The 26,894-nt window shown below is 58.5% G+C and carries 28 protein-coding genes; 10 read left to right on the top strand and 18 right to left on the bottom strand.

The features are described 5' to 3' along the window. Positions 1 to 15: 15 nt before the first annotated feature. From flgG to FDQ92_RS11195, 10 genes are read left to right on the top strand one after another with little or no spacing between them, the layout of a single operon-like run. A complete protein-coding gene (gene flgG, locus FDQ92_RS11240; protein WP_137424978.1) occupies positions 16 to 798 on the top strand; it encodes a flagellar basal-body rod protein FlgG in 783 nt (260 codons plus the stop codon). 16 nt (positions 799 to 814) lie between these two features. Next, entirely contained in the window at positions 815 to 1,855 is a 1,041-nt protein-coding gene (gene flgA, locus FDQ92_RS11235) for a flagellar basal body P-ring formation chaperone FlgA (RefSeq protein ID WP_137424977.1), read from the top strand. 13 nt (positions 1,856 to 1,868) lie between these two features. Beyond that, positions 1,869 to 2,648 (top strand): flagellar basal body L-ring protein FlgH, encoded by a 780-nt coding sequence (locus FDQ92_RS11230; protein WP_137424976.1) that lies wholly within the window; start codon positions 1,869 to 1,871, stop codon positions 2,646 to 2,648. A gap of 10 nt (positions 2,649 to 2,658) precedes the next feature. Then, positions 2,659 to 3,768, top strand: a complete 1,110-nt coding sequence (locus FDQ92_RS11225) for a flagellar basal body P-ring protein FlgI (protein ID WP_137424975.1) — start codon at positions 2,659 to 2,661, stop codon at positions 3,766 to 3,768. Further along, positions 3,746 to 4,645, top strand: a complete 900-nt coding sequence (locus FDQ92_RS11220) for an OmpA/MotB family protein (RefSeq protein ID WP_170180316.1) — start codon at positions 3,746 to 3,748, stop codon at positions 4,643 to 4,645. Before FDQ92_RS11225 ends, FDQ92_RS11220 begins: the two co-directional genes overlap by 23 nt. Next, positions 4,642 to 5,382, top strand: coding sequence for an OmpA family protein (locus FDQ92_RS11215; protein ID WP_137424973.1), 741 nt, complete (start codon positions 4,642 to 4,644; stop codon positions 5,380 to 5,382). The genes FDQ92_RS11220 and FDQ92_RS11215 overlap by 4 nt, the downstream gene beginning before the upstream one ends. Before the next feature lie 33 nt (positions 5,383 to 5,415). Continuing rightward, complete coding sequence (locus FDQ92_RS11210) at positions 5,416 to 5,811, top strand: rod-binding protein (protein ID WP_137424972.1); 396 nt, start codon at positions 5,416 to 5,418, stop codon at positions 5,809 to 5,811. A 20-nt stretch (positions 5,812 to 5,831) separates the two neighbouring features. Then, positions 5,832 to 6,323, top strand: coding sequence for a flagellar export chaperone FlgN (locus FDQ92_RS11205; RefSeq protein WP_137424971.1), 492 nt, complete (start codon positions 5,832 to 5,834; stop codon positions 6,321 to 6,323). A gap of 3 nt (positions 6,324 to 6,326) precedes the next feature. Continuing rightward, complete coding sequence (flgK, locus tag FDQ92_RS11200) at positions 6,327 to 7,658, top strand: flagellar hook-associated protein FlgK (RefSeq protein ID WP_137424970.1); 1,332 nt, start codon at positions 6,327 to 6,329, stop codon at positions 7,656 to 7,658. 22 nt (positions 7,659 to 7,680) lie between these two features. Continuing rightward, positions 7,681 to 8,565: a flagellin N-terminal helical domain-containing protein gene (locus tag FDQ92_RS11195; RefSeq protein WP_137424969.1), complete on the top strand. Its 885-nt coding sequence runs from the start codon at positions 7,681 to 7,683 to the stop codon at positions 8,563 to 8,565. Positions 8,566 to 9,155: 590 nt separating this feature from the next. Here the strand turns inward: FDQ92_RS11195 and flgM are convergent. The 18 genes from flgM to FDQ92_RS11100 all read right to left on the bottom strand — a co-directional run bounded on the left by flgM (position 9,156) and on the right by FDQ92_RS11100 (position 25,968). Next, the gene (gene flgM, locus FDQ92_RS11190; RefSeq protein ID WP_170180315.1) at positions 9,156 to 9,452 is read right to left on the bottom strand and encodes a flagellar biosynthesis anti-sigma factor FlgM; all 297 of its coding nucleotides are present in this window, start codon (positions 9,450 to 9,452) and stop codon (positions 9,156 to 9,158) included. A 107-nt stretch (positions 9,453 to 9,559) separates the two neighbouring features. Further along, a complete protein-coding gene (locus FDQ92_RS11185) occupies positions 9,560 to 9,772 on the bottom strand; it encodes a DVU0524 family FlgM-associated protein (RefSeq protein ID WP_137424967.1) in 213 nt (70 codons plus the stop codon). A 638-nt stretch (positions 9,773 to 10,410) separates the two neighbouring features. After that, positions 10,411 to 11,634 (bottom strand): protein phosphatase CheZ, encoded by a 1,224-nt coding sequence (locus FDQ92_RS11175; protein WP_137424965.1) that lies wholly within the window; start codon positions 11,632 to 11,634, stop codon positions 10,411 to 10,413. Continuing rightward, positions 11,603 to 13,837, bottom strand: a complete 2,235-nt coding sequence (locus tag FDQ92_RS11170) for a chemotaxis protein CheA (protein WP_137424964.1) — start codon at positions 13,835 to 13,837, stop codon at positions 11,603 to 11,605. The genes FDQ92_RS11175 and FDQ92_RS11170 overlap by 32 nt, the downstream gene beginning before the upstream one ends. A gap of 15 nt (positions 13,838 to 13,852) precedes the next feature. Beyond that, positions 13,853 to 14,221: a chemotaxis response regulator CheY gene (locus FDQ92_RS11165; RefSeq protein ID WP_137425809.1), complete on the bottom strand. Its 369-nt coding sequence runs from the start codon at positions 14,219 to 14,221 to the stop codon at positions 13,853 to 13,855. Positions 14,222 to 14,309: 88 nt separating this feature from the next. After that, on the bottom strand, positions 14,310 to 14,765 hold the full coding sequence (locus FDQ92_RS11160; RefSeq protein WP_137424963.1) for a chemotaxis protein CheX: 456 nt from the start codon (positions 14,763 to 14,765) through the stop codon (positions 14,310 to 14,312). After that, on the bottom strand, positions 14,722 to 15,144 hold the full coding sequence (locus FDQ92_RS11155; protein ID WP_137424962.1) for a response regulator: 423 nt from the start codon (positions 15,142 to 15,144) through the stop codon (positions 14,722 to 14,724). The genes FDQ92_RS11160 and FDQ92_RS11155 overlap by 44 nt, the downstream gene beginning before the upstream one ends. A 21-nt stretch (positions 15,145 to 15,165) precedes the next feature. Further along, positions 15,166 to 15,648 carry a chemotaxis protein CheD gene (locus FDQ92_RS11150; protein WP_137424961.1) on the bottom strand — a complete coding sequence of 161 codons (483 nt, stop codon included), beginning with the start codon at positions 15,646 to 15,648 and terminating at the stop codon, positions 15,166 to 15,168. Between the two features lie 39 nt (positions 15,649 to 15,687). After that, entirely contained in the window at positions 15,688 to 16,554 is an 867-nt protein-coding gene (locus FDQ92_RS11145) for a CheR family methyltransferase (protein ID WP_170180314.1), read from the bottom strand. A 922-nt stretch (positions 16,555 to 17,476) separates the two neighbouring features. After that, on the bottom strand, positions 17,477 to 17,794 hold the full coding sequence (locus tag FDQ92_RS11140) for a hypothetical protein (RefSeq protein WP_137424959.1): 318 nt from the start codon (positions 17,792 to 17,794) through the stop codon (positions 17,477 to 17,479). Between the two features lie 21 nt (positions 17,795 to 17,815). Further along, on the bottom strand, positions 17,816 to 18,286 hold the full coding sequence (locus FDQ92_RS11135) for a hypothetical protein (protein ID WP_137424958.1): 471 nt from the start codon (positions 18,284 to 18,286) through the stop codon (positions 17,816 to 17,818). Between the two features lie 238 nt (positions 18,287 to 18,524). Further along, positions 18,525 to 19,376 carry an ATP-binding protein gene (locus FDQ92_RS11130; protein WP_137424957.1) on the bottom strand — a complete coding sequence of 284 codons (852 nt, stop codon included), beginning with the start codon at positions 19,374 to 19,376 and terminating at the stop codon, positions 18,525 to 18,527. Continuing rightward, entirely contained in the window at positions 19,373 to 19,939 is a 567-nt protein-coding gene (locus FDQ92_RS11125; protein ID WP_170180313.1) for a PilZ domain-containing protein, read from the bottom strand. Before FDQ92_RS11125 ends, FDQ92_RS11130 begins: the two co-directional genes overlap by 4 nt. Continuing rightward, the gene (locus FDQ92_RS11120) at positions 19,932 to 21,521 is read right to left on the bottom strand and encodes an HD domain-containing phosphohydrolase (protein ID WP_137424955.1); all 1,590 of its coding nucleotides are present in this window, start codon (positions 21,519 to 21,521) and stop codon (positions 19,932 to 19,934) included. Before FDQ92_RS11120 ends, FDQ92_RS11125 begins: the two co-directional genes overlap by 8 nt. Continuing rightward, positions 21,518 to 21,664 (bottom strand): SHOCT domain-containing protein, encoded by a 147-nt coding sequence (locus FDQ92_RS16510; protein WP_137424954.1) that lies wholly within the window; start codon positions 21,662 to 21,664, stop codon positions 21,518 to 21,520. Before FDQ92_RS16510 ends, FDQ92_RS11120 begins: the two co-directional genes overlap by 4 nt. A 139-nt stretch (positions 21,665 to 21,803) precedes the next feature. Continuing rightward, positions 21,804 to 22,205, bottom strand: coding sequence for a flagellar protein FlaG (locus FDQ92_RS11110; RefSeq protein ID WP_137424953.1), 402 nt, complete (start codon positions 22,203 to 22,205; stop codon positions 21,804 to 21,806). A gap of 773 nt (positions 22,206 to 22,978) precedes the next feature. Beyond that, entirely contained in the window at positions 22,979 to 25,096 is a 2,118-nt protein-coding gene (locus FDQ92_RS11105) for an ATP-binding protein (protein WP_170180312.1), read from the bottom strand. An 11-nt stretch (positions 25,097 to 25,107) separates the two neighbouring features. Next, a complete protein-coding gene (locus tag FDQ92_RS11100; RefSeq protein ID WP_170180311.1) occupies positions 25,108 to 25,968 on the bottom strand; it encodes an HDOD domain-containing protein in 861 nt (286 codons plus the stop codon). Positions 25,969 to 26,894 lie beyond the last annotated feature (926 nt).

Raw genomic sequence — 26,894 nt, 5'->3', positions numbered from 1 at the left:
TAAAGGAGCCGCACGATGATCCGCAGCTTGTGGACGGCCGCAACGGGCATGGAAGCGCAGCAGTTGAACATGGATGTGGTGGCTCACAACCTGGCGAACGCGAGCACCACGGGCTTCAAGCGAAGCCGGGCCAATTTTGAAGACCTCATGTACCAGAACATCGTGCCGCCCGGGGCGGAAACCGCTGCCGCCACCCTGGTTCCGGCCGGCATCCAGGTAGGCATGGGCGTCAAGACCATAACGGTTCAGAAGATCTTCGCCCAGGGCAATTTCACGGAAACCGGCAACCCGCTGGACCTAGCCATCGAGGGCAAGGGATTCTTTCGGGTCCTTCGGGGAACGGAGGAGGTTTACACGAGGGCCGGAACGCTGAAGCTGGACGAAGACGGCTACCTCTGTGATCCGGAAGGCCACCGGCTCCAGCCGGAAATCAGCATTCCCCAGGAAGCCGTCACCGTGAACATCGATCCCGGGGGAACGCTGACGGCCATGGATCAGGAGGGCAACGACATTGCCACGGCGACGCTGTACCTCTACGACTTCATCAATCCGGCGGGGCTTATCAGCGTGGGCAGGAACTATTTCGTCCCCTCCCCTGCTTCCGGAGACCCCGAAGAAGGCGAACCGGGAATCGACGGATTTGGAACGCTGCTCCAAGGGTTTCTCGAAAGCAGCAATATCAATGTGGTCGAAGAAATGGTGAACATGATCGCCGGCCAGCGAGCCTATGAAGCCAACTCCAAGGTGATCAAGACGGCCGATGAAATGCTCCGCATCGCCAACAGCGTGAAGCAGTAACGGGACGAGGGCCGTTATGATGGTGAAACGGAAACACCCGCCGCGTGGAGCCGGTCTCCGGGGAATGCTGCTGCTGCTGGCAGCCGTTCTCGTCTGGATCGCCGTAATGATGCCGGTCGGTGCGCCATCGGCAGGGGCGCTTTCGCCTCTGGAAAGGATCGAAGCGCTGCCGCTCGTCGAAGCGCAGGGGACCACACTGACGCTCTTGGATCTCATGGTTAGGGAAGACATCCCCGAAGACTGGCGGGAGATCATGGAATCCCTCACGGTGGGCGACGTCCCGGCGCTGGGCACAGAAAAGTTCATTCAGCCGGAGAACCTGAGGCTCTACCTCGAACGGTTCTTCGAAGCTCATGGCCAGGACCCGTCAAGGACTCAAATCATCCTTCCGGAAAGGATTGTTGTCCGCAGAAAGTCGCGGCTCCTGGAATTGAAAGAAATCGAGGCCATTTACCGGCAGTTCGTGAGAGGCAATGCGCCGTGGAACCCCGAGGACATCGTCATTGACCGGATCCGCGTCTCCGGCCTGACAACGGTACCGTGTGGCCGCCTGACCCATCGTGTCGAAGCTTCACCGGAAGAGAGGTACCTGGGCAACGTGGCCCTCACCATGCGGTTTTCCGTAGACGGCGAAGAGGAAAGAAGCCTTCGCGTGACCGGTTTCGTCCAGGTTGAGCAGGAGGTGGTTCGAACGACGCGCCCATTGAATCGTGACGAAGCCATCGGGATGGACGATGTGCGAGTGGAGCGGCTGGCTCTCACGAGCGAACCCGGCCGTTACCTTTCCGATCTCGAACAAGCCGTCGGGAAACGGGTGATCCGAAACATCGGAACCAGCGAGATCCTCGATCCTTCATTTTTGGCCAAACCCCTTCTCATCACACGCGGTGAACCCGTAACGATCGTCTATCAGAAGCCCGGGCTTCGGCTGACCGCGCGGGGACAGGCCAGGGAAGACGGTGCGGCGGGGGATCTGGTGCGCGTGATCAACCTGTCCTCCAGCAAACTGCTCTCCTGCCGCGTGCTCGATTCCGGCACGGTTTTGGTGTCCCCTTGATTGGGAGCTTCCGATGGGCGCCCAGGTGAAGGGCATCCGAGGTGATACCGTGAAACCCAGTGGGCGTGTGGGATGGAAGCTCGGGCTTCGGCTTGCGGGCCTTGCCATGGCGGCGATGATCTTTTCCGGATGCGCCTCCATCGGAGGCATGGGACCCGGCGACGGGCCGAAGGGCCCCGCGCAGCCGTCGCTTCTCGAACCGCCACCCATCGCAGCGCAGGAAGACCGAGAGCCGGCCATCCCCAGCGGGTCGCTTTGGAGCCGGCGCGACGACTCCCCCTTTCAAGACATCAAGGCCAGGAAGGTGGGAGACATTGTCACCATAATGGTAAGTGAACAATCCAAGGCGTCCAAGAGCGCCTCGACCGATACCGGCCGCAAGAGAGAGCTCACCGCCGAAGGCGAATTCCTGGGGTTGAGCACCCCCACCAAGACCATTCTGAGGCCGCTCAATCCTTTCGACTTCGACTTCAAAGTTGACAACACCTTCGAAGGCGACGGCAGAACCTCCAAGTCGGACACCATGTCCGCCTACATGACCGCCACGGTGGTACAGATCCTGCCCAACGGCAACATGGTCATCCGCGGATCCCGCTGGACCAAGGTGAACGACGAACTGCAGGAAATCATCCTCGAAGGCATCATCCGCCCCATGGACATCAGTCGCGACAACACCATTCTTTCTCAGAACATTGCGGAAGCGAAGATCTTCTTCGTGGGGAAAGGACCTGTGACGCGCCACCAGAAGCCCGGTCTTCTCGGCCGGTTGATCGACCTGCTCCTACCCTACTGAAGGCCGCGCCATGAAAATCATCCGATTCATCCTCCTCGTCTGGACCCTGGGATTGGGGTTGTTCTGTGCGGGGCCTCACGCCGACGGCGCCCGGATCAAGGATATCGCCTACTTCATGGGGACACGGAGCAACCCTCTTTTCGGTTACGGCCTGGTGATCGGGTTGAACGGAACCGGCGACAACAACAAGACCCAGTTCACGACCAGCACGCTGGCCAATTTCCTGGACCGCATGGGGATCCATGTGGATCCGGACCAGCTCAGGGTGAACAACGTAGCGGCGGTCATGGTCACCGCCAAGCTGCCTCCCTTCGCCCGGGTGGGAAATCGAGTGGATGTGCAGGTCTCTTCCATAGGGGACGCGCAAAGCCTTGAAGGAGGCACTCTGTTGCTCACCCCGCTCCAGGGGCCGGACGGCGAAGTCTACGCGGCGGCCCAAGGCCCCCTCACGACAGGGGGTTTTTCCGTGGGGGGCGCCACTGGGAGTACGGTCCAGATGAATCATCCGACGGTGGGCATCGTCAGCGGCGGCGCCACGGTGGAAAAGGAATTTACCGTCTCCTATGAGGGTCTGGATCGATTGGACCTCGTGCTGCGGGAACCGGATTTCAGCACGGCCGGCACCGCCGCCGACACGATCAACCTCTCCATGGGTGGGAACTACGCCAGCGCCCTGGATGCCCGTACGGTGAGAATCGATGTTCCCCCGTCCTACCGGGAAAACATCGTTGCCATGATCCGCAGAGTGGAAAACCTGGACGTCATCCCCGATACCATCGCCCGGGTGGTGATCAACGAGCGCACGGGAACCATCGTGATGGGCGAAAATGTGAAGATTTCCCCCGTCGCCATCGCGCACGGCAACCTGACGGTGCAGATCACCGAGCAGCCCGCGGTGTCTCAGCCGCTCCCCTTCAGCGGAGGTGCGACCGCGGTGGTGCCTCAGACCGCCATTGAGGTTCAGGAAGGAAAAGGCGCCCTGACTCTCGTTCAGGGGGCAACCATTGGACAGGTCATCCAGGGGCTGAATGCCATCGGCGCGACCCCTCGTGATATCATCACGATCCTTCAGACCATCCGGGCGGCCGGAGCGCTCCATGCCGAACTCGAAATCATCTGAGCGCAAAGACAGGAAACCGCCCGACGACGGTGCACCCGAGTCGGGCAAGTGGCTCATCACTTATACCGATGTCTGCACGCTGCTCCTGACCTTTTTCGTACTGCTGCTCAGCATGTCGGTGATCGATCAAACCCGAAAACGGGCGGCGCTGGAGTCCGTGGAGGAAGCTTTCGGGTTTCTCCCGTATGGCAGGTCACCTATCGGAAAGGAAGAGGGAGTGGACGTGAGCGAACCCGGGGCACCCATGATCCCCGATGCGCCTTTCGATTTTGAAATGCTCCAGGAAATCACATTGAAAAATGAGCTGGACCCCGACGTCAAGCTTATGAAAAAGGGAGAAAAGTTGGTGATCGTCATCGACGAAAAAGTCCTGTTCCGCTCCGGCACGTTCGAACTGCAGCCTCGGATGCAAAACTACCTGGGCGCTCTCGCCCAGTATCTCAAAAACGATCCGCGGGAACTGGAGATCCGCGGTCACACGGATCCCTTTGAGATGCTCAGCCATCCGCCCTGGACCGACTACTCATGGGAACTGTCGACCCGGCGTGCCATGGCCGTGAGCCGGTACCTGATGAGCCAGGGGATTCCAGCCGACCGGCTGAGCGCCCACGGGTTCAGCTATCATCGGCCCCTGGTGGACGGGCAGCGATTCCCGCACCTGCGCCACAAAAACCACCGAGTCGAAATCGTCGTGGGCGTCGTCGATACACTTCCGGCAAGCCTCATCAGGTCGCGGGCGCAAGGAAGTCCTTTTTTCAACTACAAGAATTTCATCTTCAGGATGTTTCCGATGCCCGCGGCGGACCGCCCCACGGACAAAGCCTCCCGGGCAGCCCATGAAAATCAAGGGATGCATACTACGGAACCGCCCCCATGAGTCGAAACAAGAAAAACAGCGACAACGGTCCAAGCTCCGATGGCTGGATGGTCACCTTTGCGACCCTGTGTACCTTACTTCTGATGTTTTTCGTGCTGCTTCTCAGCATGTCGTCTTTGAATTCACGCGCCATTCAAAGCAGCTTTCACAACTTCGAAAGTGCCGGCGGCATCCTCATGTTCAAGACGCACGGCAAAGTCACGGCCCAAAGAGACATGGTGATCGAGGATATCAGCAAGAGCCTTGAAAGCGTCCACCTGATGGACGTACGAGACCTTGACGAGGTGATCCACGGGCCGCCCTCCCGAAAGGAAATTCGGCTGCCGGATTCTTTCGGTAACGCCATCTTCTACAAGAAAAGGTTCGGCACAGAGAATTTCTCTTTCATCTTCGGAAGCAAGCTCCTTTTCGAAAGCGGCAGCGCTCAACTCAAACCCGATGCCTACCCGATTCTTCGAAAGATGGCGAAATTCATGATCGAGACCCCTTACCATGTCTACATCGACGGCCATACCGACGACGTTCCCGTGCGGGGTCTCCATTACGCTTCCAACGACGAACTTTCCCTGGCCAGAGCGCGGGCCGTGATGGACTACCTGATCGGTGAGTGCCTGGTGCCGGAAGAAAAACTGGCTTTGGGAGCCTATGGCAGCACCCTTCCCATGGCCGACAACAAAACCCCCGAAGGCCGTGAACTCAACCGCCGGGTCGAACTGATCTTTCACAAACCGAGCTGAAAAGAAAAAAGCTCGGGCCAAAGGATTTGTCTCATGCGCATCAGTCATGCTCCTTTTCCAACCGACGCGCCGGACCGGAAAGAACGGGAAAGGCAAAGGCTGCGGGAAGCCTGTCAGGCTTTCGAAGCACAGCTCGATCACTACCTGTTGAAGTCCATGCGCCATACCGTCATTCAAGCGGAAGAACCGGAAAGAGCACGTGAAATCTTCGAGGATCTTCTGGACGAAACCCTCGCAGGCGAAGTGAGCAGAAGCGGTGAGTTCGGATTGAGCGGACTCCTCTATCGAGAACTCGAACCGCTTCTCGAAGCCCAGCCTTCGTTTTCCAGCTCCGACTTGCCCGGGCGGGAAGCGTCCGAAGATCCCCCGGTGCCGGCCGACGCTTCGGGCGCTCCAAGCCTCAAGCATCCGGGTTCTCCGACCGATTAGAGAAATGAGAGGGAAACAAGATGAGAGATCATCAGGACTTTAGGCCGAATCGGCGGGAAAATCCGCCGCCGTTTAAGGGCGGAGACGGCTTCTCGGCTCGCGAGGAAAGCGAAGACCCCGCCCCCATGGCTTCGGCGCTCCAGGCCGCCGAGGCCCTCAAGGCCGCCCTCGAATCCGAGAGACGGCTTCTGAGGAACCCTTCCACGGACGCGTTTCTCAAGGTCCTGTCCCAGAAGGAATTTCTCGCCATCTCGCTCAAGGAAAAATTGGCCTGCGCCTTGGAGACGGGGAACTCCGACATCGCCGAAGCCTCCGACACACGAAGACGCCTCAAGGAAACCCTGATCGAGATTCAGGCGCTCAACGAATCGAACCGCATCTTCATCGAAGGATACCTGGAATATTTTCAGGACTTCGCCCAAGTCTTCACCAGGCCTTCCTATCCGTCACGTACGGGGGAAAGGGCTGCAAGGCCGCCGTACAAGGGCCTTTCCATCAGCCGGGAGGCATGAGCCATGTCGGGCCTGAGCACCACCATGGAAATAGCCAAGGGCACGCTGCTCAACACGCAGCTTCAGATCCAAACGGTGTCCCACAACATCGCCAACGCCGAAAGTCTGAACTACTCCCGTCAGAAAGCGGCCACATCGACCAACCCGGCCGTAAGGGAAAGGTCCGGCTGGCTGGGGCAGGGCGCCCAGATCACCCATGTGACCCAGGCCCGGGATCAATTCCTGGAAAGCAGACTGCTTGAAACCCTTTCAAGCAAGGCCTATCACGAAACGAGGTCCTCGGCGCTCAAAACCGCCGAAGCCTACATCACGGACGAAGGGGAAAGCGGGTTGAGCCATCTCCTTGGAGAGTTCTGGGCATCGTGGGACATCTTGAACATGAACCCCGACGGCGTTTCCGAAAAAGAAAGCGTCCTTCAAGCGGCTCAGGATCTTGCCTCACAAATCAACGGCACCTGGGCGGCCCTGGAAGACACCCGCCTGGCGCTTCTCGATGAAGCCGAAAACCAGGAAACCCGAATCAACGAACTGCTCCGGACAATAGCCGACTTCAACCGCCAGATCGCCTATTCGGAAACGCCCTCCCACACCGCAAACGATCTTCGAGACAAGCGTTACCAGGCCATGAAGGAACTCGCCGACTACATCCACTTCGACACCACCGAGATCCCCGGGGGCGCCGTGGTTCTCAGCCTGGACGGGCACACGCTGGTCGCCGGCTCGGAAGTGGTGAACACCGTAGATTTCGATCCTTCAGCCCCTGCCCTGCACCTCAAAAATGCGGCATCAACGACCACCGCCACGCTCACGGACATGGAAACGATCAGTGGAAAACTGGGGGGACCGGCCACCGCCGCCGACACCATCGCCACGTGGCAGAATCGGTTGGATGCGTTCTCCCAGACCCTGGCCGACCAGGTGAACGCCCAGCATCCCGGCTTCTTCACGGTCGGCACCCCCCCGTCTGCCACGCTCGCTGTAAGCGTCGCCGATGCTTCCGCCATCGATGGATCGAATGCCCTCGATATCGCTCAACTCCAGACCGCCACCGTCACCTTCGGCACACCGCCCGACACGGTGGACATGACCTTCAGCGGCTATTGGAGCGACATCCAAAGGAACGTGGGGACAGAAGTCGCCTCATCGGAATTTCAGGCGGACTTTCAAGACACGCTGATGAATGAACTGGAATCCCAGCGGCAAAACGTCTCCGGAGTCTCCATCGACGAAGAGATGGTGGACCTTCTCAAATACCAGCAGCTCTACCAGGCGGCTGCAAAGCTTATCCAAAACACGGCCAACATGCTCCAGACGGCCATCGATATGGTGCCTTGAACCCTTTAGAAGAGGACACGTCATGCGGGTAACCCTTCCGATGACTTACATGCAAACGACGGAAAGCATCAACGACAAGAAGGAGGCGACGGCTCGTTACTCGCGCCAGATTTCAAGCGGTGAGCGCATGGCCGCACCCCACGAAGACCCCATCGCCTGGGGACAATCGCTCGACATCCAGGCGGACATCCAGGCGCTGGCGGCCTACCGGAAAGGCCTCGACTTCGCGGAAAACTGGAACAACGCCACCGAAGACGCCCTCAATCATCTGCACGATCTTCTGATCCGCGTCCGCCAGCTGGGCATCGCGGCCAACACGCCCAATTCTGAAGAAGAAAAGAACGCCTATGCGAACGAATTGGACCAAATCCTTGATGAAGCCGTCAACGCGGCCAACACGCAATATCGGGGACGCTATGTATTCAACGGCGCCACCTCGACCCCGCCCGTCGACCCCGACGATCTGGATTCGTTCGATGCCTCGGCCTACCAAGACATCCACGTGCGCAACGCCAAGGGAACCGTCTTTCCGGTGAATGTCAGCGGTCAAGACGCCTTTTTCGTACCGGGAGACACCGAATCCATCTTCACGCATATTAAGAAACTTTCGGACGCCATCCGCGCAGGTGATTCCGCTGAACTCCAGGTGCAACTCGACGCGGTTGAAAAGGGCCAGGAAAACATCCGCGCTATCACCACCCGGGTGGGAGCCCGGCTGGCCAGCATCGAAAGGCAGACCGCGGCCATCGACCGCATTGACCTTCACAATAACACCGAGCTCTCGGAAACCAAAGACACCGATTTCATCGAAGCGGTGAGCCTCCTTCAGCAGAACACGGTCGCCCTGGAAGCCGCCCTTCGCGTCACCTCGCTTGTCAAGGACCTCAACCTCGCCGGCTACCTCTAGGAGCTTGTCCGAGAATGCCGATTTTGGCCGTTTTGGGTACGCTAAGTGTGCGAAATTGCGGTACCCGAAAGGGTTGATTCTGAGTTCTCGGACACGCACCTAGAAATCCGTTGCTCATTGCGGCGGGGGCGCCGCTCCTACAATGGCCTCCTTCCCCCTCGTTCCCAAGCTCCGGCTTGGGAACGGCCTCATGGGAATCGAAGCTGGAGCTTCTGCACAGTTGTGTTCCCAAGCTGGAGCTTGGGAACACGATAGATGGTGGAGCTTGGAAACAAGGTAGAAGGACCTCAACCTCGCCGGCTACCTCTAGGTATCCGTTGCTCATCGCAGCGAGGGCGCCGCTCCCACAAGGGCGCCGCTCCCACAAGGGACCACCTGTGGGAACCCGCCTGGGCACGTTCGGGGAGGCCGGACGCCGCAGCAAAAAAAGCCCGGGAATCCATACGCATACCCGGGAAGCGCGTCGGCTTCGATGGGATGGTAAAGACAGCCTTCATGACCCACCGATTTCGTCAAATCGGTGACTCATTGCCCTGCGTTCCGACTCCTCTTCTTTCAAACTTTTGACACAGTCATACCGGCAGATCCTGTCAGATGAGCTCATCCAGCATGCGAGCCGCGATTTCCTCGGGTTCGACCTTGTAGGTTCTATTCTCGACCATTTGCTGTAGATGATCGACCCTTTCGGCCCGCAGCTCGTCCCGCTCCATCATCACTTTCTTCACCTGCGCCATTTCCTGGGCTTCCCTTGAAAAGTCCACTCGATCGGGAGGCACCTGCCCGTCACGGACGTTCGTGGCTTTGCCATCTTCTGCAGACCGCACCGCTGACAGGTCCATCTGCTGAGCCACTTGCGCCAAATAGGAAGACATCTTTTTGATTTCCATCGTTCCCATCCTTTTTCTACTTGAATGGAAGGCTCAGAAAGGTGTCAGCCGACCCCTGGAGCGCCGGCCGCACCTTCCTTTCCGCTTCGCGCAGCTCCCTTCCCGGATCATCGAGCCTCGGACGGCACCAAACGCCCGAGCGCCTGCAACGCCACGCGCTCCCGGATCAGGTGTCGGCGAGCCTCATCCGAAATGGTCACCCGCTCTTCGGGCATTCGAGACTTCCCGCCGCCGTCGCCCATTTCATCACAGTGCAGCCGCTGCAACTGCTTCGTGTACGTGCGAAGCACGCTTTGCACATGATAATCGGTGATCAGCATCGGCAGCTTCTCCTTCAATACCTGAATCGGAATTTTGACAGGGCTACTTGAAGGAAAAATTTTCCGGCTGCAGCGACGCATTTTCCAATTCCGGCGACTTCGCCGCGCGACATGGCAGCCGCCGACCCGCAGCCGTCGGGCCCTCTCCGCAACCCGCCGGCCTGGCACATTCCATGCTCCGCTGATCCCCTGACAGGAACCCGGGCGAATCTCAACCCTATCGACCCGAACACCGGTGGCAGGCGCCGGTATGCGACGAACGGACTATGGCGGAACGAGTCAACTGCTTCGGCTGCCGACATTTCAAGATCACCTGGGACCGGATGCGCCCCTACGGCTGCAAGGCGTGGGGGATCCGATCAAAGAAGCATCCCTGTCAAGTCGTTTTCGCCGCTTCCGGTATCCCTTGTCAGCTCTTCCAACCCAAACATCCCAAGAACGGAACCGAGTAAAATCCTGAGCCGAACGGTTGCCGGCATTTTCAGGCGGGAGCAAGCGTCCCATCCCAGCGATATGGGAGGCAACGGCAGGCCGTCCTCCGGCCTGCTTGAGCTCAAAGACGAGCTCCGCCGATTGAGGCATCAGGCGGAACGGAATGCAATACGCCGGAAGGGCGAGGCAAAAAGGAAGCATCACCTTCAAAAACCGAATTCCGCCAGCATGGCATCCACATCGTCCTGGGAATGCAGCGCGCTTTCCACATCTTTGTGAGCCGGCCCGTAGAGTTCCCCCTCCGACGAACGCCTCCCGGTTTCCGACTCCACACGCACCCCAAACGATTTGATGAGATGCAACAGCTTGTCTTCCAGATCGTTCAGCAGCCGGATGATCTTCAAGATGATCTGGCCCGTGAGATCTTGATAGTCCTGAGCCGTCAGAATGGTGAGCAGGTCCTCGTGATTCTTTGAAAGATCCGCTTCGAGCTCCGTGACCTCCGAAAGGATCCCCTCCAGCCGCCTGGCCGCCTGGTCCCCCACAGGATAAAGCGCCTGCGCAAGCTCCCTCAATCGCGAAGCCCGCCCTCGGTCTTCTTCATTCCGACGCTGGATCGCCTCCACATGGTCCATGGTGACATTCGCCGCATTTTCCGTCAGCTGGATGATGTGCTCCAGGCGGTTGCCCGAATCCGGCAACCTCTCCTGCACGATTTCTTTCAAGGCGGGATCCAGTTTGAGCTGAAAATCCCTGAGCGATGTGTGCAGTTCACGCGCAAGCAAACCGATTTCCTTGTAGAGAGCGGGATGCCGGCACTGAGCGATGTCGAGCAGGATCTGCTGGGCGCGCTCCACGTTGCCGGCGGCGAACGACGTCATGAACTCCTTGATGCCGTCGATGACCTCTTCCAGAACCTCACCTTCATCCGCCGTAGAACCGGAAACCGAAGCGGTCACGTCGTGAAACAAGAGACAGGCTTCCACCCGGTTTAAGATTCCATGATCCATGGGGAACTCAATCTCCAGGCGGCGTTCATGCCCGTCCCGGCTTGGTCGAATCAGGCGCCCCCCGAGCTTTTCCACCGCCGTTGCCAGATCGGCGAATTCCGCCTCTTCCCCGCCGGGAGCAGCCGCCTCCAAGACCTCCCGTATTTCGCGGATCAGCTTGTCCACGGCCCTGCGGATCAACGGGAGATCTTCCTCGAACGACCCGGAAGCCGCGGTCCTCTCGAAAAGGGCTTCCAGCTCCTCGCTCACTTCGTCGAGACCCTCAAGGCCGAGCATGGCCGCAGAGCCGGCAAGATCCTTGACCGCCTCACGCCACAAGCCGGTCGCCCGCTCAGGATCCGCATCGGTAGCCAGTGTCTGTTCCAGGCGTTCCAGCCGATGAATCAAGTCACGCCACTCTTCTGTGAGGTTCCGCAACATCTCTCGCACCCTCTTCGTAGGAACTCAGGAGTCCCTTGACGTCGATGATCAGCGCCACCTTGCCGTCCCCCAGAATCGCTCCGCCAGAAATCCCCTTTACATTCCTCAGAGAACCACCGAGGCTCTTGATGACGACCTCCTGCCTGCCGATGATTTCGTCGGCCAGCAGGCAGTACGATCGCGTGTCCTCGGTGACCACAAGCACCAGGGCATCCCAAGGATGGCGGTGCTGGGGCTCCACGTCCAGGAGTTCGTGGAGCCGGATAAGCGACATGAGGTGATCGCGCACCATGATCATTTCCCCTCGACCCTGCACCGTGAGGTAATTCTCCCGGGCGGGGCGAAGCGATTCCTTGAGCGCCACCGTCGGAATCACATAGCGTTCTTTACCCACGCGGATCACCATGCCGTCGATGATGGCCATGGTGAGCGGCAGCTTTAATACGAAAAGGGTTCCCCTGCCCGGCCGACTCGAGACCTCGAGCTTCCCCCGGAGCCCCTCCACACTCTTTCGAACCACGTCCATCCCAACGCCGCGGCCCGACACATCGGTAATCTCGTCTTTGGTGGAAAAACCGGCTTGGAAGATCAGTTCATAAATATCCTTGTCCTCCAGGACGTCCTCCGGGGAAATGAGTCCGCGTTCGACTGCTCGCGATCGAATCTTTTCCACATCCAACCCGCGGCCGTCGTCCTGGAGTTCGATGATGATGTTCCCCCCCTTCTGTTCCGCCGAAAGGGAAATGGTACCGGTGGGCTCCTTGCCGGCCTTGATCCGTTCCTGCGGCATTTCGATTCCGTGATCCAGCGAGTTTCGGATCATGTGCACCAGCGGTTCGTAGATTTCCTCCACCATGTTGCGGTCGATTTCCGTCTCCTCGCCGCGCATGACCAAAGTCACTTCTTTTCCAGACTTGTGGGAAAGGTCCCGTACCAGGCGGATCATTTTCTGAAAGGTGCTCTTGATGGGCACCATGCGAAGCGACATGCTGATCCGCTGCAGTTCTGCGGTGATCCGGCGGAGCTGAACGGCGTCCTTCTGGAATTTCTGATCCTTGATCCCCTGCACCTCAGGATTCTGAAGCACCATGGATTGCGCGATGACCAGTTCGCCCACCATGTCCACCAGGCCGTCGAGCTTCATGGTGTCGACCCGAACCGAAGCCGCTCCTTCCTTCAGGTGCCGCTGCTGCCTCAAGGCACGTCCCAAGTCCTGCGGTGCCACCAGACCTTCCGAAACCAGTTCTTCCCCGATCCTCCGGTTGCTGCGACGACTCCTTTCGGCCGCCTCCTCGAGGCGCTCCGGTTCGATCACCCCTTGATCGACCAAGATCTTTCCAATTTGAGGAACCTCCCGCAACGCTTTCCCTTCCGCGTCCGGCCGGAAGCGACGCACTCTCTCCATAAAGCCGCGGACCAGGTGCATCGAAATGCCGGCTCCCTCCCGCCCCGAGCTCGCGTCCTCCAGTTCGCCGAGCAGCACCTTGAGGATGTCCACGGCGTTTAGGACCAGGTCGATGAGGGCGTCCGTTATCTTGATATGCCCCGAACGGGCTTCGTCCAGGAGGTTTTCGACTTCGTGGGTCAACTCGTGGATTCCCTTGAGGTTCAGGAAGCCGGCCACGCCCTTGATGCTGTGAAAGGGTCTGAACACCTCGTTGACGGCTTCCTTGTCGTCCGGATCGGCCTCCAGGGAAATCATGTTGATCTCGATTGACGCCAGATGCTCTTTGGCCTCTTCAACAAAGTCGCGAAGAAGTTCGGGATCCTGAACTTCCAGTTCTTCCGATCCGGCCTCGGGCGCCTGGCTTTCCAGGATTTCGGACACAGCGGAAGTCGCTTCCGCCTCCGCGGGTGCCCCACCGAGGGATACGGACCCATTCTCGCCGGTCGACCCGCCCAAGTCCGCACCTCGGTCTTGGGATTGCCCCTCACCCGCCAGATCGCTGAGCATCTCCTGGATGGCTCGCCAATCATGGTCCACGTCAGGGGATTCTTCGAGGATGATCCGGTTGAAGCGTTTTTTGACCTCTTGAATCGTCTCCGACCATTCCTCCGGCAGATCCGGGCGTCCTTCGAGTTCGTCCAAAAGGTTCAGACAGTCTCCAATGCCCATGAGATCATCGGCGCCCATGACCACCCCGTTCGTCAAACGGTTGAGGATCTCCAGTGCGATGCCATGCACATCCCCATTCTTTGTCATGTTCGATCTCCTGGATCACTCTTGAGGAAGTATCTTCTGCAGCTTTTCCTGAAGCGTCGCCGCGGTAAAAGGCTTGATGATGTAATGGCTGACCTTGGCCTTGACCGCTTCCACGATGTTTTCTTTCTGTGCCTCCGCTGTCACCATGAGAAACGGCAGGTCCTTGGTCCGGGCGTTGCCCCGGACCCATTTGAGCAGCTCGAGGCCCGTCATTTCAGGCATGTTCCAGTCGGCGACGATCAGGTCCACATCGTGGTTCTTGAGCACCGTCACCGCCGCCGCACCGTTTTCGGCTTCCAATATGTTCTTGAAGCCCAATTCCCTCAGGATATTCCGTATAATGCGGCGCATCGTGGAGAAGTCATCCACCACCAGAACCGTCATCTTCCCGTACTCCAAAGCCTTCCTCCCTGTCCGTTCCTGTCCGTTGCCGGATGAGCCCAACAGGCGGCTCCCCGGCGTCAGAGGGATTTCAAACGGGCGTTTCGACCATTCGGACAACACCCACCTGTTCTTCCCATGTGCACAGAATCAGCGTCTCCCCCTCCTGGACCGGCGGCGACGGGTCCGCCAGCCATTCGGGAAGCCCCAGAACCCAATCGGATTCCGGCAATCGTGCGACACAGCTTCCGCCGATCATGTTGGCCATCTCCAACATCACGTCTTGAACCTCGTCATGGGACACATCCGATTCATCCTTGCCCAGGAGATTGGCTGAAATCAAGGTCGCAAAGGCCCGCGACAAGTGAAAGCTGAGGATCCATGCACAAGACCTTCCGCCCCGCCTCCGGTGCAGAGTGATCCGTGCTCCCATACTTTCATCGAAGACCGGTGTTCCGTTATCCGAGAAGCTCACCTCGACGAAAAACATCGTGGTCAGCACCTCAGAAATCGCATCCTTCATCACATCCCTCAGGTTCCCGTCCATCGGTCTCTCCAAGGATCTGGTTCAGCAAAGCTCGAATCGCTTCGGGTTGAAAGGGCTTGCGAAGATAGGCCTTCGCTCCCAGGGCCATGGCCTCCTGCAGTCTTTCTTCGTTGCCTTCCGTCGTCAGAAGCAGCACCGGGACGTCCTTCAAGGTCTCTTCCTGCTCCAACCTCCGAATGAACTCGATCCCGTCCATCACGGGCATATAGATGTCCGTGAGGATGAGGTCAACCCAGTTGCCCTTCAGGAGCTCCAGTGCTTCCTTCCCGTTTTCCGCCTCGAGGATTTCTCCGCTGCGAAATCCTGAAATGCGAAGAACCTTCTTGATGACGCTTCGCATGGATTTCGAATCATCAACGATCAAAACATTGTACGACATCTCAATAGATCTCCCCGGAATCTACAGCTCCATCTCTCCCAGGCCGGACACCTTCAGGATCACCTGCCCCGTATCCATCATCAGCCGGACGGTTCGGTTCACGCTCCCGCCGACGTGCTCCGCGGAAACGAGCACATTGTTCCTCCAGAAGATCTTGCGCAACGCCATGTAATTGCGTTTTCCTATGTTGAACACCCCGTTTTCGTCGAGGATATGAGCTCCACCGACGACTTTCACCGTCAGGTTCTTTTTCTGGGCTCCCAACGCATAGCTGGCTTTGAACAGCATCGGGATCCCCGTATCCGCGAACATGGCCGGCTTCCGTTTGGCCTTTTCCGGATCCATGGACGATTCCGGCAGCATGTAGTGCAGAATCCCTCCCACCCTCACCCTGGGATCGTAAATCACCACCGCTATGCAGGACCCCAGCGAGTAGGTGATGAGGATCTCGTCGGGGCGGTTGCTCACCGCCATGTCCGCAACTCTGATAATCACTCGTTGCATGCCTCGTTTCTCGATCATCAGGAGATTGAGCGACTTCCGCTACTTACGGTAAACAGCCGGCTTGACATAGATCAGCGGGTGTTTCAGCCCCGTGAGGCTCTCCGCATGCCCCACGAAGAAGTATCCGCCGGGCGCCAGATACGCGGCCATTCGGTTGATCAGGGACTCCTGTGTGGACTTATCGAAATAGATCATGACGTTACGGCAAAAGATGAAGTCGAACGGTCCATGGAACGGATAAGGATCTTTGAGGTTCAGGCGCCGGAAGGTGACGATGCGGCGGACTTCCGGAATCACCTCGAAGGTGTCGGCCGAGCCCCCTCCGGGCGACCCGCGAAAGAACAGCCGCCGGTAGGCTTCAGGAACCTTGGCCAGGCGCTCTCTCGAGTACCGCCCCTGCTCGGCTATGGCCAGCACCTTCGTGGAGATGTCCGTCGCCAGGATCTTGAAATCCCAAGTTTCGGGCCGGTCCAGCACGGAAAGGACCGTCATGGCGATACTGTACGGCTCTTCACCCGTGGAACAGGCAGCGCACCAGGCACGAAGCCTGAACCTGCGCTCGGCCCGCTTTCGTTCCACGATTTCCGGCAACACATGGCGCTCCAGATACTCGAAATGCTGCACTTCCCTGAAGAAGGCGGTGAGGTTTGTGGAAACGCTGTCCAGAAAATGAATGAGCTCGGCCCTACCTTCCGCGGATGTGATATAGCGGTAGTACTCTTCGGGACAGTCCATGCCGGTCGCCCGGAGTCTCTTGGCCAGCCGTGCCTCGAGGAGCGTTCGCTTGCCTTCGTGAAGATTGATCCCGCACTGTTCGTAGACCAGTTCGCTGAACTGGCGGAACAGGCTTTCGGACATGGGATGAGCCATAAAAGATCCGCTGTCACCGAGTTCGATCGTTGCCATGCGCCGAAGGCGCTCGATGGTCCCCTTGAATTCACCCATATGATCGGCGGATCGGCGGTTCACCTTGAACCCAAAGTGGGAAGAGCTCAATAGCAAAGCGGGTTTTCGGCAGCCGAGCCAGGGATCTCCACACCCCGGCTCACGAAACGCCGGTCAACATTGCCGGGCGCGGCAAGGCCGGTGCTTCCGGAAGGGCTTCGCTGGAAGTCATCAAAGGATGGGGCAGGAAAGTCCGGACCGTGGCAGCTTAAGGTCCACAGAGTAAAGTGTTGATTGTATGATGCTAAAATTTTGGTAGCGTTCTAAAGTGGAGACCTTAAGCAAAAAGGTTAACGAAGGCCAAAAAAATCCCCCCTCTCCCCCTCCCCTTAATCCCCTCCCACAAGGGGAGGGGAAAAGGTCACAAAATCCCCCTCTCCCTTGATGGGAGAGGGTTGGGGTGAGGGTGAGAAAATTAACGTATGTCAATCAATTACACTCCCCTCCCCCTAATCCCCTCCCACAAGGGGAGGGGAAAAGGTCACAAAATCCCCCTCTCCCTTGATGGGAGAGGGTTGGGGTGAGGGTGAGAAAATTAACGTATGTCAATCAATTACACTCCCCTCCCCTTAATCCCCTCCCACAAGGGGAGGGGAAAAGGTCACAAAATCCCCCTCTCCCTTGATGGGAGAGGGTTGGGGTGAGGGTGAGAAAATTAACGTATGTCAATCAGTTACGTTCCCCTCCCCTTAATCCCCTCCCACAAGGGGAGGGGAATAGGAGCCGGCTTGCCGGCGATCAGGGTCAACGCGGCATTGCCTGTTTTGCGAGTCGCGGCGAGGGCCCCGCTCCTACAGATGGTTTGCGTCGCGGGCAAGCCCGCTCCTACAGAAACAAGGAATCTCACGGCCCGACCTTCACGAGCTTGTTTTGGGACAAGCGATTACCTTCCGGGTCTTTCAGGGGACTCATGGGGAACGACGGGGCGAAACGACTTCCGTTCGAAATCGAGGTCGAGGATCATGTCCTGCAGCATGTTCCACGCCTTCTCCTGCTTTTCCCACTCTTCTTCTTCCAGACACGATGGACGCTCCGGGACGGCCCGGTGGACAACGGCTTCGTCGCTTTCACGAAGTTCGGCCAGGAGCATCGGAGGCCCAAGGGGTTCCCGGCACTCGACCGAGACCCCCGGTCCCCCTAGGAAGCCGTGCAAAACCGCCAGTATCGCAATGATTTTCCCCGTCGATGGAAGTGACTTCAAAGGCACCTCCCGCTCAAAGGTTCAAAGGTAATCGCCCCGGCGCCACTTGACGGATTCCACGTAGCCCAGGACCTGGATTTCTTCGGCAAGCAACCGAAGCCCGTGGTCCCGGGGCAAGTCCTCGAACCGCCCGCGAAGCCCTTCGGCTTCCTGCGCCAAAGCCTCCAGCCGCCCCTCGACTTCCCTGGGAGTCACCACCGGCGACTCAAGGCCCTGCTGCAGGCGATGAAAGCCTTCGATCAGATGATCGATCGCCTCAACGGAAGCGCCGAGACCTTCGGTGGGAACCTCCAGGTTCGAGAAGGGAGCGAGGCCGCCTGCAGGGGACACGGCTTCGGTTTCACCGGGGCTCGAGACGGCCGGCGACACGGACGCCCCAGCCTCCTCATCAAGCATCTCCTGGAAGCCTGGAGAACCGGCGGTTCCGGTTCGACGGCTCCTTTCGCTTTCGTTCTGAAGCGGGGCGTGATGCTGCGTTTCCGAAATCTTCATGATCGCGCCTTTCCGTTTGGTTGAACCACACCTTGCCGGTTTCGACCTTCAGACCGAAGCGGGGCAAGGTTCGTGCCAACCGAGCCGCACCAAGATTCCCTCAGCTCGCCGCTCCGCCGACCATCCGCTGCGGCAACTTTTTTCCCCGAAAGGAAAAACTTGCCGGCCCATCGTCCCATTTTCCGGGCCGGCAGGCTGAGCAGCGGTGTTTCCGGCTTGGAGACGGCGGCGCCGCGCTTTAGGAAACCGGAAGGTCGACGGCGGCCACGGTTTCCTCTTCCGCGCGCGACAGCGACACCAAACCGCCGTAAGGTTCCAGGAGCCGCCTTGCAGCAAACAATCCAAAACCCAGAAAGACCTTGTCGTGGCAGTGGACCAGCACCGATTCGGGCCAGGCGGAATGGAACGGCCGGAAGAGGTCATCCGGTGCCTCCGGCCCATCGAAACCGCACCCGGTATCCCGGATGAAGACTCGCACCCGGCCGGCCTCAGCCTTGGATTCCACGGTGATCCTTCGAACCGGACAACCTTTGAGGGACGTCACGGCGTTGTCGAACAGATGCATCAGCGTGGGAATCAAATGGCGGCCCGCCACCTTGACAAAGGGTAACCTTTGGGAAAACTTCAGTTCAAGTTCCACCTGGTGCTTGAAAAACAAGTCGGCCACAAACACCCTGGCAAGCTTCGAAAGCACCAGATTGATATCGACTTCCCCTTCCCCGACTTCCACTTCGTGAAGCACCACGAAATCCCGAAGCATGTCCGAAAAGACCGCAAGCTGCTCGGTCAATCGGTCAACCCTCTGCCTCTGATTACCGTAAAGCCTTGCCCACTGATCGGGATTTTCCTTGAACAAGTCCCGAGCCGCCTCGTCCATGCGGTCGTAACCCTTGACCAGGAGTTCCAGTAGGATGGACATGTTCTGAAGCGGGCCGTTCAAGTTGTGGATCAGTCCCCGGACCAGGCTCCCCGTGTGGGCCAACCGATCTTTCACGAAAAGCGCTTCGAGACAATGGGCCGGCAGACTTCGACGCAACGCTTCGCCTTCTCCGTCCCCCTTCCCGGATTCCTTCGCGATGCCGACCGTCACGTCTTCCCTCCCGGATTCCACCCCTCTTCGACATCCCGCTGTTTTCGTTTCCGTTCCATCTGAAACACCAGCCGGATGATCGCTTCGCGCGCTTCCTCTTCAATTTCCACGAACTTCACTCCCACCAGAGATGCCGCAGGATACACGTCTGAAGAGTACGGTTCAATCGAGCAGATTTTTCCTATGGCGAATAGGGGGCGGGGATCACCGAACTGCGGAAAGATGCACAGCTCCAGAACGGCGCCCACCGCGTGGTCGTTCACCGTGGCGAAAGACAGCCCGCCGCCGCTTATATTCACCACCTGTCCCTGGAATTCGTAAGACGGCCGGTACCCGTCGCGCTCAAGGTGTCCCAGGATCCTGTCCAGCTTGGATTCCACACGGCGCACCATACGGAGTATCATCTCCTGAACGGGATCGCAGCCCTCCGGTTCCAGTCCGGACGACGGTTCCCTCTTTTCCACGAAGCCCAGCAAATGAGGAATGGAGCAGTTCTCTGGAATCAGGTTGTAGTGAACCCTCAACTCCGGAACTTCCACCCTCAGGAACTCTCGGTTATTCATCCCCGTCGCTTCCCTTCCGTTCTTCCATGACCGCGAAAAAGGCATCCACCACGTCAGGATCGAACTGCCTGCCGCGGCTGTCACGGATTTCCTGCTTGGCCTGTTCCAGGGGGAGCGAATCGCGGTAGGCCCGTTTGGAGGTCATGGCGTCGAAGGCATCCGCCACCGTTACGATCCTAGCCAGAAACGGAATATCAGTACCGCTCAGCCCGTCCGGATACCCCTTGCCGTCCCATCGTTCGTGATGATGCCGAATGATCGCGCGTTCTTCTGCGCTCAAACCCAGTTCCCTAACAATCGCTTCCCCGATCACCGGATGCCGTTTAACCATCTCGTATTCTTCGGGATCCAGGCGTCCCGGTTTGTTCAAAATCTTGTCCGCAATGCCTATCTTGCCTATGTCATGAAGGTAGCCCACGGTCCGAAGTACTTCGATGTCGTTCGGCCGGCAACCCATGGCACGGGCCAGGCGCACCGCAAAGATGGTGACCCGTTCCGAGTGCTTGCCCGTATAAGGATCCTTCGCTTCCAAAGCGTTCACAAGAGATTTCAAGATCCCGTAGAAATTGCTGATCAAGCTCTCGTAGAGCGCCATGTTTTCCACGGCGAGCGCCGCTTTGCGCATGAGGAAATCCAGGAGTCCCGTCTGCGAAGCGGACAGGCTCCCGTTCTTGCTGTTCTGCGAAAGCATCAGTAACCCGAACAGCTCGCCGCGGATCCACAGCGGCCAGCATCTGTAGGAAGCCTGGAGCATCCCGCGCTCGCTCTCCCCGCCCGGAAGCGCAAACAATGAGCCTGAACCGGGCGCCCCCGCTCCGGGCTCATCATCCAAGCCGGTCCAGCCCCGAAGGAAATCCCAGGGCCGGACCAGCACCGGCCTGGATCCGGAACCGACCCGTTCTTTTAGCCTCGAAGCATCGACGCTGAAGACCGGCCGAGTCAAGCCCGCTTCGCAGAAACCTTTCTCCGAGATGAGGGCGATCCGGTCGTGTTCGGGAAGATACACGAAAAACCCCACTCTGTCCGCTTGCGTCACCCGATGCGCCAGCTGGATGATCGTCGCATAAAGGTCTTCGCTGGAACGCACCTCATCGATCCGGCGGGAAATCTCAAACAACCGCTCCTTTTCCCGGACCTTCTCCTGAAGTTCCACGTTGACCGCCTTCAGTTGCCGTTGAGCCTGACACTCCAGTTTCAGGCCCAGGTTTTCCAAGAGCAAAATTCGTTCCTTGGTCACCCGTTCCAGAGAAAGCGCAAGATCCTGGAGGGTGAACGGTTTGGTCAGAAAATCGGAGGCCCCCTTCCGCATGGCCTGGATGGTCGACTCCATGGTGGGAAAACCGCTCATCATGATCACGGGCAGCGTCCGGTCGCGCCCCTTTATTCTCTCCAGCAGACTGAGACCGTCAATATCGGGGAGCTTCAGATCGATAAAAGCACAATCGAAAGTCCTCTTTTCCAGGAGAGCCTCCGCCTCCAGTCCACGAGGACAGACCCTCACCTCCTCGTGCCCCAGTTGCTGCAAGTAGCTTTGGAGAATGTCTCCCAGGAAGATGTCGTCTTCAATGATAAGAATTTTCATTCGGCGGACGATTCCCTTCTCGCGAAAATCTGCCGCTTGAGGCGTTCGAATTCCGCCTCATCCAGCATCCCTTCACGTCGCAGATCTTTCAGCCGCTCCAGTTCCGAAATGATTCGGCCGGAATCCGTGGAGCGGAATTCCAATAAAGAAGGGGGATGCGGAGCCGGCGATAGGCCCTTTCCAGTTCCTCCAGGAGGCGCGCCCGCTCCCGGAGAATTCGGACCTTGTCCACGGCGTTACGCGTCGCGATCGCGATTTCGTCGATCCGAGTCGGACACGCGGCTAGACCTCGCCGTGGAAAAGGACCCCCCGGAGTTCTTCCAGTTTTTGGCGCAGCTTCAAAAGCTCTTCCGGAGGAATCTCGCGAATCAACTCGCCCGTCTCCTTGTTCAGAACCCGCACCACCACGTCCCCGGTTTCTTCATGCACGATGAACTTCAACCGGATGTTCAAATCCTCCAGATAGGACTGCACCTCTTCAACCAGCGTCTTGACTTCCTCAGGCCGCTCTTTAGCAAGACGCATGTCGTCAGAAGGCGGCTTCTCCTCCTTTTTGGCCTGCGCCGACGAGATGCCTTCGTCTTTCGGCACCGGGCGAACCAGTTCCCTTTGAACCCAGCTCTGATCCTGCCTCACCCACGACTCCGCCACCAAAGGCTTGATGTTTTCAACTTTTGTTTCCATGAGGACCACCCCCTATCGTGTCCGAGAACCTCAACCGTCTCCCTGCCCGACTTTCCGGCAATCTTCTGCGCAGCCGATGCCCGAAAAAATTCCGGCGAAAAGAGAAACCGACAAAATCTTGAACATCCACGCGCCAAACCACCCGCATCCCATCAAAGGCTTCCGCTGCGGCCGCCATGGAGGTCACGGCTCCCGCCCAGGAGCTCACCTGAATGTCTTGTTCTATAATTCGGCGGGGAGCGTTGTTTCCTTAAAAGGCAGGCTTGATGCGGAAGGTTGCTCCGAACCGCGACGAGGCCGGCAAGCCCCCCGTCGCCGGCAAGCCGGCTTGGGAACAAGGTGGAATTCTATTTCCCCTCCGATTGAAGCCGGCAAGCGCATGGCGACTGAACCGAAACCGGCTTGGGAACAAGGTGGAATTCTATTTCCCCTCCCCTTGTGGGAGGGGATTAAGGGGAGGGGGGAGAGGGGATTTCTCCCCCTCGTTCCCAAGCTCTGGCTTGGGAACGGCCTCATGGGAATCGAAGCTGGAGCTTCTGCACAGTTGTGTTCCCACGCTGGAGATTGGGAACAAGGTGGAATAAATTTAATATTTGATGCCAAATTCTATTTCCCCTCCCCTTGTGGGAGGGGATTAAGGGGAGGGGGATTTTTTGACCTTCGTCAACCTTTTTGATTAAGGTCTCCACTTTAGAACGCTACCAAGATGTTACGTGCGGTTTTCGAAACGGTCACGCATCGGACGGAAGCGATATAACGCACATCGTCACGCTCTACAGGAACTTTTCCAGTGCTCCCATGAGCTTTTGATAACTCAAGGGTTTGGACACGACGAGGTCGATTCCCCGCCCCGTGAGGTCTTCGTCTTCGTATTGAGCCCCCCAACCGGTCACGAGCACCACGGGTATCTGGGGAAGCCTTTCTTTTGACTTCCGGGCGATGTCCCATCCGCTGATGACCGGCATACCGAGGTCGGTAAGCACCAGATCGAAGTGGTCTCGTTCCAGGATGGACAGGGCTTCGCCGGGATCGTGCGCGGCCGTGACCTTGTGGCCCATGAGCCGCAGCATGTCACCCAGAAGGTCCAGGATTTCCTTTTCATCGTCCACGACCAGAAGTCGGTACCCTCCTATCTTTCGGCTCGACCCGCTCTGAATCCCGCACGCTGTCTCCGCCTCGCCGGCTCCGGGAAGGCGGATCACGAAAGTCGTTCCCCTTCTGGGGTGGCTCCGCACCACCAGATCACCACCGTAGCGCTTCACCAGACTCCAACAGACACTCAGACCCAACCCCGAATTCCCCACTCCCTTGGTTGTGTAGAACGGGTCGAAGATCCGTTTCTGGACCTCTTCGTCCATTCCCACCCCGGAGTCGGCAACCTCGATCACCACCCAATCGCCTTCGGTGCGGCTGGAAAGCACAAGCTCCCCGCCATCCGGCATGGCATCGATGGCGTTGAAAACCAGGTTGGTCAGAATCTCCCGGAGATCCGAACGATGAACGGCCGCACGGCACCGAGGCTGCGTTTCCAGTCTCACCTCGATCTTCGCACCGTTTTTTTCCGCCGCATTCTTCCAGCGTGGTCGAGTCAGTTCGACAACGTCCTTGATGGCATCACTGACATCGCACAGGTTTTCCTCAGCATTCGGATCGCGGTCCTTTTCCGTAAATTTCTGGAGTCGGCGCACGATGTGAGCCCCGTCGTTCACCGCCTGCTCTATGTGCTGAAGCCTTCGACCGATTTCGGGGTCCCCTGACCCTAGGTGCTGCACCAGAAGTTGCGTATTTCCCAGGATGGTCATAAGGATGTTGTTGAAATCGTGAGCCACGCCGCCCGCCATGGTTCCCAACGCGGCCAGTTTTTCCGTTCTCATGAGCTGATCCGCGAAGGTCTTTTTCTCGGTGATATCCTCGACCATGAGGAGATACCCGCAGCGGTCGGAATCGTCTCCTTCGATAGGGCTCAAAAAAATGTCCGTGGGATAGCGGCAACCCGCGGCATTCACAAGCACGACATCGTTCAGTCGGATCCGCTGACCCTTTCGTGCCTTCTCCAGAAGCTCCTTGCAACGTTCCGGATCTTCGAAGAAAATCCCGGCCGACCGCCGCCGGATCTCCCCTACCGGTTTCCCCAGCAGCCGTTCCATGACCGCATTGATGCGGTCGATCTTTCCTTCATTGTCCAGGATGCAGATGCCCTGAGGCGTGTGATCCAGGACCTGTTCCAGGAAAGTGTTGGCCGCTTCCATCGCCCGGGTCTTTTCTTCCAGCGCCCGGGTCTTTCGATCCACCTCCACCGCAAGCGAATGGTTGGCGGCATTCAGGCGGTCGTTCAGACTGGTTCCCAGGATCAGGTGGCCGATGATGTCGCTCACCAGCATCCAGTTCCGCCGCGTCTGACTGGAAAACTGCCGGGGCTGCCCCGCGCTGAGCAGCAGCACCCCCACGTCCAGCAGCGGCAGGCATACCAGAGAAACCGGCAGGATGACGGCGTCCGCTTTCACCGGCACCGGGTCCCGCCGCATGTCCTCCACAAAGAGCGCATCCCGTGTGTCAAAAACCCGGCGGGTCACCTTGTCGTTGAAAGCGTGGCTCTCCGACCACCGGTACACAGGATCCCCGGAGTCTTCCAGCAGTCCCTCAAAACCGAACGAGGAAACCAGGCGCAGGAAGCCACCTTTATCGTCCCACAGGCTGATGGAAGAGCGTTCAAAGTCGGTGAGTTCAATGAGGATCCGGACCAGGTGGTTGCAGATTTCCTGCAAGCTCGTCTTTGCGGGCACCAGTTGTGAGAATCGCTGGATCATGCCGAGAACCGCGATCATCTCTTCACGCTGGTGCCGCAAGTTGGAAAATTCCACCCGGAGGAGTTCCTGAGCCGCTCCATTCATCTCCACCCTCCTTATCGAAGCGCGTTCCACAAGCCTTCCACCTGTTCGACCAAGGCATCCATTCCGTCCACCGCCGCGGCCCATTCTTCCTCGCCGATGTACAAATCCCGGCGGACGGAAAGCGTAAACGGCTCCCATGCCCACTGCGGTGCGGACTTCACATGGGCGAGGCCGTCCGCCACGAATACCAATTGGCATTCAGGTCGGCAGGACGGCGCACGGTCGGGCCGATGGTGATGGCCGAGCACCCGCACGTATTCCTCCGGAAACCCCCAGTGTGTCCCAACCCATTGGCCGATGTCCGTATGAGTGATCCCATAACGCTGCTCCGTCTCCCAGAGAGAAAGGCCATCCAAATGAGACTGAACCGAGATGGCTTGGAAGTCGTCATAGAAGTGGGCGGCCAGGACCAGTCTTCCCACGTCATGGAGGACCCCCAGGAAATACGCTTCGCTCTCCTGAATCCAGGGGCGCTTCTTCACCAGAGCCCAGGCGACCGTCCCGGTCAGGAAAGCGTGCTTCCAGAGCGTGTCCTTTTCTTCACGGCTCAGATGCTGAGCCTTGTCGAACCGGTCCACCAACAAGGCGCAAAGGCAAAGGGATTTCACTTCGGGAAAACCGAGCGTGACGATGGCGCTGGATAGGGTTCGAATGGACCCGCGGTATCCATAGAAGGCGGAATTGGCCATTTTGAGGATCCTCGCGGCCAATCCTTGGTCGTGGCCGATGGCGGATTCCAGTTGTTCGGCGGTGAGCTGATCGTCGTTGAGCGTTTGCAGAAACCGTTCAAGCCCCTCGCCCAGCGGCGGGGGGTCGTCCACTTCCAGAACACGGTGACGGATGTCCGCTTGATGCGCCGAAAGATGCCCCACAGTCTCCCCCATGAATCAGTATGTCACGAACCGCCGCCTGTTCCGGCCGGCCGTCGGATCTCATGAAACCAGGACCCCGCAGGATCGTGAAGGGATAACCCGCGTTCTTTTCATCGGCGCAATGAAGGATCAACTTGAAAATCTTCCGAAGACTACCCCTGAACGCATTTATACATGCCACGCTCTCCATCACTTGCCAAGAAGAATATGATTATTTACACCTTTTTAAAAATGACTTTTTATGGACGCTGTAACGGAAACGAAACATGCGGCCGACATTCCAGGAACACCCAGCCGTCGCCGGATAGATCCCCCTGCTTCAGCCTGCGCGAGCGTCACCGGTTCAGCCCGCCGGTTCCGACGTCCGCTCCCCGCCGACCGCATCCGGCCCAAACCATGATGACCGGGATTTGGTCACCCCCGCTCATGAAAATCATCCCCTCTCCCCCCAGCGGGGGGAGAGGGTCAGGGTGAGGGGGTGTATTTTCACGGTAAAAAATGAGGTCCAGCCCTTTGCGTTTAGAGCCCTTCCAGAATGACATCTCGGAGCGCGCCCATGTCAGGCCCCTTTAGATCCCAAGTTTCAGCCTGATGCGCCAAAATAGCGCCAGGAGAAAGGAATCCATCCATCGGGGCCGATGCCGGAGAGGCTGACCGGCTGTCAGGCCTGCCGTTCTTGTGTCAGTTCTATGACATGCGAGCTTCTACGCCTCTGGAAGCCTCGGTCGGGAAGCCCGGGAGTAGGTCCGAGGAAGACGCGACATCCTCTGCCATGCCCTCATTCCAGAACCCGACCCCTGACGGAATGCACTTTGCGGCGGCACATGGTGGCCGATCGCCTTTTCGTCGTCACGCTTCCAAGGCCCAAATATTGCAAAGCAGTTTTCGCTAAGACCTTTCCAGGGCGACAGCCGTGACGGCTCGCT

This window comes from Desulfoglaeba alkanexedens ALDC (assembly GCF_005377625.1).
Classification (GTDB): domain Bacteria; phylum Desulfobacterota; class Syntrophobacteria; order Syntrophobacterales; family DSM-9756; genus Desulfoglaeba; species Desulfoglaeba alkanexedens.
The sequence above is the reverse complement of the archived record's forward strand: the minus strand, read 5'-3'. Positions and strand labels throughout refer to the sequence as shown.